This is a genomic window from Bradyrhizobium sp. 31Argb, from assembly GCF_043638955.1.
GTDB lineage: Bacteria > Pseudomonadota > Alphaproteobacteria > Rhizobiales > Xanthobacteraceae > Bradyrhizobium.
The window spans coordinates 1-11,131 of record NZ_JBEGDB010000267.1 but is presented as its reverse complement, the minus strand read 5'-3'; the positions used below and the strand labels follow the sequence as shown (position 1 = coordinate 11,131).

Below are 11,131 nucleotides of genomic sequence, written 5' to 3'. Positions count from 1 at the left end.
CTGCCACCCGAAAACTTGCCGATCCTCGAATGGCTCGGTATCAAAACGTCAAAATCACTGTGATGAACCACTAGCGCTTTCCCCGCCGATCAGCGAGTCACCCAATCGATTGGCTTGAATCGCCTTCTATCTCGCCCCTTTCGATGGTGAGGGTCACGTCGGCAAACGTCTCAAGCAGCTTCGGATTTGACTCCGTAATCAGCATCGTAATGTCTTTATCCTGCGAACGAAGCCGACGAAGCGCTTCGGCGTATCGCTGCGCGAGAACAGGTGCAAGTCCCTGAAATGGCTCGTCGAGAATAAGGAGCCGGGTACCCAGCATAAGCGCCCGACCGAGCGCGACCATCTTGCCTTGTCCGCCCGAGACCGATCCCGCCGGACGCCTGGCAAGCTCTTGCAGTTCCGGCAACACGGAGTAGGCCCGCTCCAGCCTTCGTCGTGTCTCTTGCAGGGAGAGCTTCGCAACGCGACCGGGCAGAAGGATGTTTTCCTCCACGGTAAAGGCTGAAAACAGGCGGCGGTCCTCAGGCGCGTAGCCGACGCCGAGCGATGGCCGGCGGTGCGGCGGAATCGGCCCGAGGTCCTCGCCTCCGAGCCGGATGGCGCCGATCGCTTTGGTGAAGCCCATGATGGTGCGAACGGTCGTGGTCTTGCCGGCACCGTTGCGCCCGATGAGCGCGGCGCTCGCTCCGGGCCTCAGCGCGAATGTGACATTGCGCAGCACCGGCGCATCGGCGATCGCGACGTTGACATTCTCGAAACTCAGCATCGGCGTCATATTCCGATCACCTGCTGCTGGACCTTCGGGTCCGCCAGAACCTCCGCCGGCGTGCCGACCTTCTGGATCTTGCCCACGTTCCACACGGCGACGCGGTGGGCGTAACGCTCCACCATGTCCATGTCGTGCTCGACGAAGACCGACGTGACCTTCTCCTTTGCGAGCGCGGCGGTGAGGATATCCATGATTTCGAGCTTCTCGGATGAGGCGACGCCCGAGGTTGGCTCGTCCATGAGCAAGAGCCTGGGCTTCAGCGCGAGCGCAAGCGCGATATCGACCAGCTTGCGCTGCCCTTCGGGTAGCTCTCGCCCCTTTCGTTCAGCATAAGACCTGACGCCGACGAGCTCCAGCAGCCGCTCCATTTCGGACGCCTCCGGCAGTCGCGAGAGAGCTTTGAAGCCTGACGGGTATCCCTGCCGCGAGGCGGCCGCGATCAGCATGTTTTCCATAACCGTCTGATCAAGGAAAAGCTGCGGAATCTGGAAGGCGCGAGCAATGCCAAGCTTGGTGATGGTCCGTGGAAGATGCGCAGTAATGTCCTGGCCGAGAAAAGTTACCGTACCGGCCTGCGGCCGGAGATAGCCCGTCGATATATTGAGGAACGTCGTCTTGCCGGCGCCGTTCGGTCCAATGATGGCAAGATTCTCGCCCTCATGGACCTCAAGGTTGATCCCATCTGCGGCGATAACCCCGCCGAACCGAATCTTGATGTCCTTGGCAGAGAGCAAAACGTCGGCCATCAGCGTCCCCCCTTCCCGGACTGACGATACCGTTGCCTGAGACCGATCAGCCCGTTTGGTGCGTAGAGGATGATCACGATCAGCACGACGCCGAGAATGAGCTGCCAGGAATCCGCGAGGTGAGCAGCCGCATAGAACCGAACCCACTCGAACATCGCGGCTCCCGCAAACGCACCGAAAGCATGGGCTCCGCCGCCGAGGATCGCGATGAACACGAACTCGCCCGACTTGGTCCAGAAACCAAACTCCGGCGTGGCGATCTGCTGGATGATTGCCACCAGCGTGCCGCCGATTCCGCCGAGGAATGCAGAGATCACGTACCCAATGAGCAGCACGCGGCGGGCCGACATTCCCAGATACTCGAGCCGGGTCTCGTTCGATTTGATCGCCCGCAGCATGTGCCCGAGCGGGCTCTCGAGGTAGCGTTGCACACCATAGAATGCTGCAGCAGCTATCAAAAGGCTCACATAAAGAATGACGTACTGGAAGGTTTCCGGCGTGAAGACAAACCCCAGCAAGCCGGGACGCGCCACCCTGATGCCATCAGCACCATTGGTGTAGGGGAACATCTTCTCAAGAAGTGACCACAACACCATCGAGAACGCCAGATTGAGCATTCCGAAGAAGATTTCCCGGTAGCGGACCACGAACAGACCGACAATCAGGCCGAAGACCGTGGAAGATATGCCTCCGAGCACGAGATAAAGCAGGATATCGCCGCCGCCGATATATTTGCCCCAGAAGGCGGACGTGTAGGCGCCAATGGCGAAGAACATCGCGTGTCCGAAAGATACCTGTCCCGCCTGCAGCAACAGGACGATTCCGAGCACGACGATGCCTTTCGCGAGAATAAGCGCGAACAGCGTCGCCCAGCTCGACACGAACAGCGGTGCGACCGCGCTGACCAGAAAGAAGATGACTGCGGCCGTCGTGATCGGCTTGATGCGGCCCGCCATCAGATCTTTCTCACTTGGACAGCGCCGAACAGTCCGAACGGACGCACCAGAAGCACCAGCACCATCAACAGATAAGGCACGAGGACTTCAAACTCCGGCTGGAGGTAGATGACAAAGGCGCGCGCCAGGCCGATCATGAGCGCGGTGAGAGCGGTGCCCTCGATCTGCCCGAGGCCGGCAGTTGCTGCGACCGCGAAAGAGAGCACGATCATGTCGGCGCCCATCCCGGGCACGAGTGATGTCGTCGGCGAGGCAAGCGCCCCGCCGAGCGCCGCCAAACTCGCGCCGATGATGAACGTAACGAAATAGACGCGCCTGGCGTCGATACCGATCGACGTGGACGCCTCGCGATCCTCCGTAACCGCCATGATCACTGCACCGGCAAGGGTGTGGCGCAGGAAGTAGCGCAGGCCGAACAGTGTCATCAGCGCCACGCCCGGCAGCAGGATGACCTGGTAGGACGTATAGTTCACGCCGAACACGGTCACGTTCGGCAGCAGCTTCAAAGGCTCGGCCGCGAAGATCGGCTGCACGCCCCAGATCAAACGCTGCAGATTGTCCATGATCATGAAGGCAGCAAACGTGATCAGGAGCTGCAGCACATCGTCCCGTCCGTACAGCGGCCGCAGCAGAAAGCGCTCAATGAAGCCGCCGCAAACGACGCCGATCACGACGGAAGCAGCCAGCAGCGCGGGATAGGTGAGCCATGGCGACAGCGGCGCAACCTTGATGCTGAACGTCGCGGCGAGATAAGCGCCAAAGGCATACAGGGAGCCGTGCGCCACGTTCACTACGCGAAGCACGCCGAAGATCAGGCTGAGCCCGACGGAGACCAAAAACACCAGGGCGGCGTAGCTGATCCCGTCGAGGACGGCCAGTATGGCGAGAGTCGAGTTCATGGAGACCTTCAGGGAAGCCCGTCCCCGGAGAGCCGGAGGACGGGTCGTGGAGCGCTATTGTTTGAAGGTCGGCACATCCATCTTGGCGAACTCCGGCTTGAGCGTCTTGAGCCACTCGACCGACCGCACACCCGCCGGGTTGGTGATCACCCTGGGGTCGAAGATCATCATGTTATCGAGCAGTTTGAAGTCGTAACCTGGAAAGGACTTGGTGACACCGACAAGCTGGGCCTCCAGACCCTGATTGTCCTCGGGCCTCAGCGTGACGGGCCTGCCGAAGCCGGTTGCGAACTCTGTGCCGGCAGTCGCATCCACGACTTGCTCCCGCGTCGGCCAGTTGCCGCCGTTCGCCTTGATGGCCTTATCATAGGCCGTTTGCAACGCCTTGAACGCCTGCGCCATGTGATAGACCGGGTAGATCGGCCATGCACCGGTCTTCGCCTTGAACGCTTCGTTGAAGGCTTTGAAGGCCGGATCGTTCTTCTTTTCCGGATGCAGGAACCAGTGATCCCCGCGTGCACCGACGATCAGGCCCTCCGGTAGATCCTTGCCCAATCGCTGGATTGACGATTCTCCGATGCCCAGCACGAATGTCGACTGCTGCAACAGGCCGCGTTGCCCCGCCTGGCGAACCAGAGTGTCGAGGTCACCGCCCCAGGCGGTCGTGAGCACGACGTCCGGTCGGAGCGCCAGCAGGCGGGAAACCTCGGTGGAATAGTCAGGCGCACCGAACTTCGGGAACAGCTCGGCAACCACCTGGACGTCAGGCTTCATCGCCTTCAACGCGGTGGAGAATATCTCCCAGCTTTCGCGGCCCCAGGCATAGTCCTGATTGACGACAGCGATCGTCTTGAAGTCGGGCTTTGTCTTGAGGAGATAGATGAGCACCGCCAGCATCTCGGGAGTGCCGTTCGCCTGGGTCCGGAAATTGTAGCGGTACTTCTTCACCTCGAGAATGGAGGCAGCGCCGCAATCCCACATGAAGTTCATGACCTTGAGGTCTTCGGCAACCGGGACAAGCTGATTGCAGCTGCCCGAGGAGATTGCAGCGAACGTCGCGTCAACCTTGTCGTCCTGCACGATGCGCCGGTAGTTCGAGACCAATGCTTCGCCGCCGGCACCTTCGTCGATGAAGGAAAGTTTGACCGGCACTCCGCCGATTCCACCTTTCTTATTGAGATCCTCCGCGATCATCTCCGCCGCGGCCTTTGCGGGCACGCCGAAAACGGAAGCCGGCCCCGACAGGAATGTCGCAATACCGATCTTGATTTCCTGGGGTTTACCCTGCGCAAGAGCGGCGCCGGCAAGAATTGCAGTTGCAGCAGCCGCCGCAAGTGCGGTCTTGAAATATTGCATTGGAAGCCCTCCCTGTTCTTTTTCTCGACTTTATGTCTGGCCTGGTGGCCATTTTTCTTGCCGTAACGCTACTATAATTCGCGTCCTTTGCCAGCATTTACTGGCTGACCTCAGCAGCGCTTTTGACCGAGGCGGACCCCGCGGGTCCGCGGTTGCACCGTTCCTGGAGGCACAGCGGACGCGACCTAAGCGGGCGTCGAGGGCCGCGCTGAAGCATGGCCTCACGCATGATGGCACGAGCCTGGTCGAGGTGATCGTGGATTCCGCGGTGCCGCTGCTCTACACGCAGAAGGGATAGCGGCCCGTAGCCCGGATGGAGGGAAGCGCAATCCGGAGCCGACAGCGCGTACGTTCTTCCCGGATTTCGCTTCGCTCCATCCGGGCTACGCTGGCTCTCTCAGGAAGCCAGGAAACCGCCGTCGGCCGCGAGCACGTGACCTACCACGTAGGATGCGGCGTCGGAGAGCAGCCAGACCACGGCTTCGGCAACCTCCTCGGGTTTTCCCATCCGCCGAAGCGGCAATCCTGCCGCGACAGCAGACATATCGCCGACGCCCGAACGGAGCATCATGTCGGTCACCACGCGGCCGGGCGCGATCGCATTGATCGTGACGCCGCGTGGCGCGGCCTCCATTGCGGCCGAGCGCATCAGCGAGATCGCCGCCGCCTTCGAAGCACAATAGAGCGAAAGCCCTGCATTTGGATTGCGGATGCCGCTCACCGACGTGTTGACGACGATCCGGCCCGCGCCTTGCGCGAACATGACCGGGAGCTGGTAGCGCAGGCACAAGAAGACCGAGCGGACATTGGCGTCGAATACCTCGTTGTAGACGGCGCTGCGCTGTTCCTCGATGCCCGCGCGACGCTCCTGGAAACCAGCATTGTTGAACGCCGCATCCAGCCTGCCGTATTGGTCGACCGCAGTCCGGACCAGTCGCTCGACCTCCTGCTCCTGCGTCACGTCCGTCCTGACCGCCAGAGCCTGTGCGCCGAGCGCTTGGCATTCGGCCGCTGCGGATTCGATTTCGGCTTCGCGCCTGCCGGCGATCAGGATCGCCGCCGCGCCCTCTTCGGCCATTTTTAGCGCGGTGGCGCGACCGATGCCGGTGCCGCCGCCTGTGACCAGGCAGACCTTGTCCTTCATTCGGTTCGCTACGGCATTCAAACCGTCGGTTGCTGCCTCGCTCATCGGGCCGGACTCCGTTGTCTCGCTAATAGTTGTATGATACAACTACCTGGCCGGAGTCAAGCCATGCCTTTCCGAGACCTGTCCCTCATCGATGACATTCGCGCGGCCTCGCGGCTGATGGTGCGCGAGCTCGGCTTCATGGAGCAGACGGTGGCCGCGACCGACTATCCACCGTCGGCCGTCCACACGATCCTGGAGATCGGCACAAGCGGTCCGCTGACCTCGGCCGAATTGTCCGACATCCTCCATTTGGAGAAATCGAGCGTCAGCCGCATGGTGCGCAAGCTGATCGAGTGCGGCGAACTGAAGGAAACCGTCGACGCCGACGATGCGCGCATCAAGCCGCTATCGCTGACGGCGAAGGGACGGCGCACGCTCGCAGCCCTGCATGATTTCGGCCGGCGGCAAGTTTCCGGCGCGCTCGCGCGCCTCAGCGAGGCCGAGCGAAGGGTCGTGCGCGATGGACTGACGACCTACGCACGCGCGCTTAAGGCCAGCCGCGACGACGACGCTGAATTGAAGCTGCGCAACGGACAGAGCCAGGACATTTGAATCATATCCAACCCGATGCGTTCAACAAGGCAAATCGGATAACCGGCAGTTCCGAGATTGCTCTCCAAGCAGACACGACGCGCACATGCCGAAATCGACGCAAATGACCCATTCCGGACTCCGAAACGCATTCTGGAAATGCTAGGTTCGATCTCCCCTCACTAGGCGTCGACGTACTAGCGAGCGAACAGCTGGAGGGTTCTATGGGACCATTAGGACGGGTGCCGGCCTTGACCTTGATCGCTGTTATCGCGCTGAGCGTAACCAGCGACAAGTTTGCTAAAGCTCAGCAGCCAACCATAAAGCGCACTGATCTTCTCAAGACAGACCTAGCTGGTATGGAAGGCAAGGAAATGAATATTTGGACGGCTGCCCTCACGCCGGGAGCGCAAACTGGAAAACACCACCACCCGACACCCCGGTTCGTAGTTGTGCTCGATGGTTCCGTGGTGGTGGAGATGGAAGGTAAGCCGCCACAGATCTTCAAGGCCGGTCAAGCATTCCAAGAACCGCCTGACGTCGTACATAACTTCAGGAATGCGAGCACGACGGAGCCGGCCAAAGCTATTGGAATCCAGTATGCTGGAAAGGGGCAACCTCTACAGGTCGATGATCATTAGTGTTTGTCCTTGTCAGGGTCACGAGCACGACTGCTGTGTCAATTCGTCGATGGTGGTCCGGTCCTGGCCCCAAGCCGAACACCACGTAGACCGTCGTTACGTCTGTTGTCTGCGTTAGACCGCACAATGCCAGACGCGTGTCTCGATCGCCTCTTGTGACTCGCAGGGAAATCCATCCCGTGGCGGTGAACGACTCTCCGCCCGAAGCCGTGCGGTCAAAAACGTTTCTCGGCGAGAATACGCGCGGCGTGTTGAAGCCTGTCAACAGAGCGCTCGGTGTCGGTCAGGGCGCAACAGCTCACCAAGGTGTCGATAATGGCGAGCTGAGCTACGCGGCTGCTCATGGCCTCGGGCCGATATCTGGTTTCATTTGCGACAGTATAGAGCAGAACGTCGCAATGGGCCGCGAGAGGCGACTTGCCGAGCCGCGTAATGCCGATTGTCCGGGCACCGGCTTCCCGCGCCAGTCGGGTCGCGAGCACCGTCTCGACCGTGCTGCCGGAGTGAGACACCGTGACGGTCGTGACTGTCGGGCCGGTCATGCCAGCGCTGACGGCCTGGACATGAGAATCGACGACTGCGCTCGCTGCGAGCCCCAGTTGCAGCAAGCGATAGGAGAGGTCCTGCGCAATCGGCGCCGAACTTCCTATGCCGTAAATCTCGATCCGCTGCGCTTCTCTCAACAAGCTTGCCGCCTTCGCCAGCGATTCCATCGAGAGCAGGCGGCGTGTCTCGTGGAGCGAAGCGGCGTGAGCGGCAAAGATGTGATCCGTGACGGTCGCCGGATCATCGCCCCGATGCAGATCCTCCTGAATCAGACGAACCGGCTCGATCAGATCCCGCGCCAGAAGAATCTTGAGCTCCTGGAACCCGCGAACGCCCACCCGGCCGCAAAAGGAAACGATCGTGCCTTCGCTCACGCCACATGTCTCGGCAACTTCGGTGATCGACATGTGAATGAAAGACTCCGGCTGCGCGATAATCAGCTCGGCGATTTGTTTGGCTTTCGGAGGAAGATCAGACTGCAATTCACGAACGCGAGATAGAATACCGCTCACGGACGGCCCTGCATTGAAGTTCGAGCGTGTCACCCGCGTCCTCGCGAACAACGTGGGAATTCACTTGGTGGATCGCGGAAGGTTACCGCGATTCCCTTTGCGCAGAGCTTCAATTCTCGTGGGCCGCCGGGATAAGCCGGCGACGAGGATGGCCCATGTGTCATTTGTGTCATTTCCGGCCCGTTCTCCCGTCTCTCGGTGCTCAATCACCTATACTGAGAAAAGCTCACAAAAAATTCTAGTGGAAATAAATTATTCACAGCGACGTCAAGTCGCACTGCTATTGCCGACCGGCTTGCTTGCGCAGTGAGCCAAGCCTGCGCTGCAGGCCGTCGTTCGTTTCTTCAACTGTTCAACCAAAGGTAGATAAGAAATGACAACACGTCGCGACTTTCTGGCGGGCGCCACGGCGGCGGCTGCCTTTACCAGCATCAACCGGGCGCTGGCCATTCCGGCGCGGCGCCGGACCGGCACCATCATGGACGTCAAGCACATCGTGATCCTGATGCAGGAGAACCGCTCGTTCGACCACTATTTCGGTACGCTGCGCGGCGTGCGCGGCTTCGGCGACCGCTTCCCTATTCCGCTCGAAAGCGGCAAGCCGGTGTGGTTCCAGTCCGACGGCACACGTGAGGTCCCGCCCTACCATCGCGACTCCGCGACCAGCAACGCGCTGGTCGGGTACGGCACGCCGCATTCGTTTGGCGACAGTCAGGCAGCGTGGAACCAGGGCAAGATGGGCTTCTGGGCCAAGTACAAAACCCCGTACGCGATGGGCTATTTCGGCCGCGAGGACATCCCTTTCCAGTTCGCGCTAGCCGAGGCCTTCACGCTGTGCGACGCCTACCACGCCTCCATCACCACCGGCACCGACCCCAACCGGATCGTGTTCTGGTCGGGCTCCAACTTCAATCCCGCGCTGCGCGCGCAGGGTATCAACTGCACGACGAACGATTCCGAGCCCAACAACAACCGCTGCTGGCCCAACCCTTCCAAATGGGTGGACGGCCTGCCTCAGCCGCAGCCGAACTATCGCTATGTCGGCAGCGACTTCGGCTGGCCTACCCTCCCCGACCTGCTGCAGCGCGCTGGCGTAAGCTGGCACGTCTACCAGGACATGAACGACAATTGGACCGGCGCGATGCACGGCTGTCTGGCGTTCGCCAGCTTCCGTCACGCCCAGCCGGGTGATCCCAACTATGTGCACGGCCTGACCGGTGGCCCGGACTATCTGGCCAGGTTGAAGGCCGACGTGATGAGCGGAAACCTGCCGCAGGTATCGTGGATCTTGCCGACGCAGAGCAATTCCGAGCATCCCGGCGGCGGGAGCCCGACCCGCGCCGGCAATTTCACCGACCAGGTGCTGGAAGCACTGACCGCCAACCCCGAGGTCTGGAGCCAGACCGTCTTCTTCCTGACTTTCGACGAGAACGACGGCTTCTTCGATCACCTGCCGGCACCGGCGGTGCCGTCTTATGACAACGACGGCAACCTGATGGGCAAGGCCACGATGCCGCTCGCGGGTGAATATTTCTCCAACACGGTCGGCAATGTGCTGAGCAGCGACGACAAGATCAGCGGCAACATCCGTCCCTGGGGTCTCAGTGCGCGCGTGCCGATGTACGTCGTGTCGCCGTGGAGCAAGGGCGGCTGGGTCGATTCGCAGGTCTTCGACCACACCTCGGTGGGCCGATTCCTCGAGAAGCGCTTCGGCATCAAGGTGGACTCCATCAGCCCGTGGCATCGCGCCATTTCGGGCGACCTCACCACGGCCTTCGACTTCGCGAGCCCCAACGATCCCCGCTTCCCGGAGCTGCCCGACCAGAGCAATTGGCAAGCATCGGATGCGCACCAGAAGACATTGCCGGCCCCCACCGCGCCGACGACGCCGCAGCCGCTGTTTCAGGAGACCGGCGTGCGCTTCTCGCGCGCGCTTCCCTACATTCTGCACGCCAGCGCGCAGGTCGATGCTGGCAAGAGCAAGGTCAGGCTCCTGTTCGCCAACACCGGCTTTGCCGGCGCCGTGTTCCACGTCTACGACAAGATGCACCTCGATCGCATTCCGCGGCGCTACACGGTCGAGGCGGGCCAGATGCTGGACGACGAATGGGCAGTCGGTGACGACGGCCTTTATGATCTGTGGGTGCTCGCCCCCAATGGCTTCCACCGCCACTTCAAGGGCGACATCTCTACGATGCGGCACAAGAATGAGCCCAACCCCGAAATCTTCGTCGGCTACAATGTCCACGACGGCGGTCTGCACCTGCAGCTCCGCAACGACGGCAACGGCCACCTGCGCTTCACCGTGAAGTCCAACAAGATCTATGGGCCGCTGTTGGCCGTCAGCGCCTCGGTATCCGCCGCGATGCAGCCGGAGCCTCCGGGCTTCGGTCCGCGACCCAACTTCCGTCCTGTGGGCTTCGGCCCGGTGCCTGGTTTCCGGCAGGCTCCCGACTTCTGTGCACCCGGCTTCGGCTTCAATCCGCCGGTCTTCTTCCCAGGACCCGACTTCGGCGGCGGTCCGCGCACGTCGTGGGATGTCAAAGTGCCCGCTTCCGGCCACCCCGGTGAACTGTACTGGAATCTGCGCACCACCGGCCTGTGGTATGACTTCGTCATCAGCAGCGACTCGGGCAGCGGCTTCTATCGGCGCGTCGCCGGCCATGTGGAAACCGGCCGCGGTTCGGTCAGCGATCCTGGCATGGGCGTGGCCGACCGGTTCTGAAGAGGACGCAATCACCACAGCGATTTGGAGGCGCCTTCGGGCGCCTCTTCAATTTCATCCTCACCTTGTATCAAGCTTCACTGGCCTTGAGCGTCTCAGCGAGACCGAACGAAGGACCGCAGGCGTGGTGCCGAGCATGCGTCGAAACATCAAAGCGGACTATCAAGCGGCGTCACGTGTTAGCTAGGGTCTGTTGGGATTCATCGGGAGTTTATCACGGCAGCGGTCAGATGGATCATGGCTGCGAAGCTTTGATCT

10 protein-coding genes are annotated in these 11,131 nt (G+C 61.3%); 3 read left to right on the top strand and 7 right to left on the bottom strand.

Going from position 1 to position 11,131, the window contains the following annotated elements; all coding sequences use genetic code 11:
• Nucleotides 1-97: 97 nt before the first annotated feature.
• The 6 genes from AAFX91_RS33425 to AAFX91_RS33400 form a co-directional block, all read right to left on the bottom strand.
• Nucleotides 98-778: an ABC transporter ATP-binding protein gene (locus tag AAFX91_RS33425; protein WP_394569406.1), complete on the bottom strand. Its 681-nt coding sequence runs from the start codon at nucleotides 776-778 to the stop codon at nucleotides 98-100.
• Entirely contained in the window at nucleotides 775-1,518 is a 744-nt protein-coding gene (locus AAFX91_RS33420) for an ABC transporter ATP-binding protein (RefSeq protein ID WP_394569405.1), read from the bottom strand. Before AAFX91_RS33420 ends, AAFX91_RS33425 begins: the two co-directional genes overlap by 4 nt.
• Nucleotides 1,518-2,474, bottom strand: coding sequence for a branched-chain amino acid ABC transporter permease (locus tag AAFX91_RS33415; protein WP_394569404.1), 957 nt, complete (start codon nucleotides 2,472-2,474; stop codon nucleotides 1,518-1,520). The genes AAFX91_RS33420 and AAFX91_RS33415 overlap by 1 nt, the downstream gene beginning before the upstream one ends.
• On the bottom strand, nucleotides 2,474-3,373 hold the full coding sequence (locus AAFX91_RS33410) for a branched-chain amino acid ABC transporter permease (protein ID WP_394569403.1): 900 nt from the start codon (nucleotides 3,371-3,373) through the stop codon (nucleotides 2,474-2,476). The genes AAFX91_RS33415 and AAFX91_RS33410 overlap by 1 nt, the downstream gene beginning before the upstream one ends.
• A 54-nt stretch (nucleotides 3,374-3,427) precedes the next feature.
• Nucleotides 3,428-4,729: an ABC transporter substrate-binding protein gene (locus AAFX91_RS33405; RefSeq protein WP_130579283.1), complete on the bottom strand. Its 1,302-nt coding sequence runs from the start codon at nucleotides 4,727-4,729 to the stop codon at nucleotides 3,428-3,430.
• A gap of 397 nt (nucleotides 4,730-5,126) precedes the next feature.
• Entirely contained in the window at nucleotides 5,127-5,918 is a 792-nt protein-coding gene (locus tag AAFX91_RS33400; protein ID WP_394569402.1) for an SDR family NAD(P)-dependent oxidoreductase, read from the bottom strand.
• A 63-nt stretch (nucleotides 5,919-5,981) separates the two neighbouring features.
• Here AAFX91_RS33400 and AAFX91_RS33395 point away from each other — a divergent pair, with 63 nt between their 5' ends.
• Nucleotides 5,982-6,470: a MarR family winged helix-turn-helix transcriptional regulator gene (locus tag AAFX91_RS33395; RefSeq protein WP_394569401.1), complete on the top strand. Its 489-nt coding sequence runs from the start codon at nucleotides 5,982-5,984 to the stop codon at nucleotides 6,468-6,470.
• Nucleotides 6,471-6,700: 230 nt separating this feature from the next.
• Nucleotides 6,701-7,090, top strand: a complete 390-nt coding sequence (locus tag AAFX91_RS33390) for a cupin domain-containing protein (protein WP_394569400.1) — start codon at nucleotides 6,701-6,703, stop codon at nucleotides 7,088-7,090.
• Between the two features lie 215 nt (nucleotides 7,091-7,305).
• Here AAFX91_RS33390 and AAFX91_RS33385 read toward each other — a convergent pair whose 3' ends face one another.
• Nucleotides 7,306-8,148, bottom strand: a complete 843-nt coding sequence (locus AAFX91_RS33385) for a MurR/RpiR family transcriptional regulator (RefSeq protein WP_282531663.1) — start codon at nucleotides 8,146-8,148, stop codon at nucleotides 7,306-7,308.
• 373 nt (nucleotides 8,149-8,521) lie between these two features.
• Here AAFX91_RS33385 and AAFX91_RS33380 point away from each other — a divergent pair, with 373 nt between their 5' ends.
• On the top strand, nucleotides 8,522-10,873 hold the full coding sequence (locus AAFX91_RS33380) for a phosphocholine-specific phospholipase C (RefSeq protein ID WP_394569399.1): 2,352 nt from the start codon (nucleotides 8,522-8,524) through the stop codon (nucleotides 10,871-10,873).
• Nucleotides 10,874-11,131: the final 258 nt, after the last annotated feature.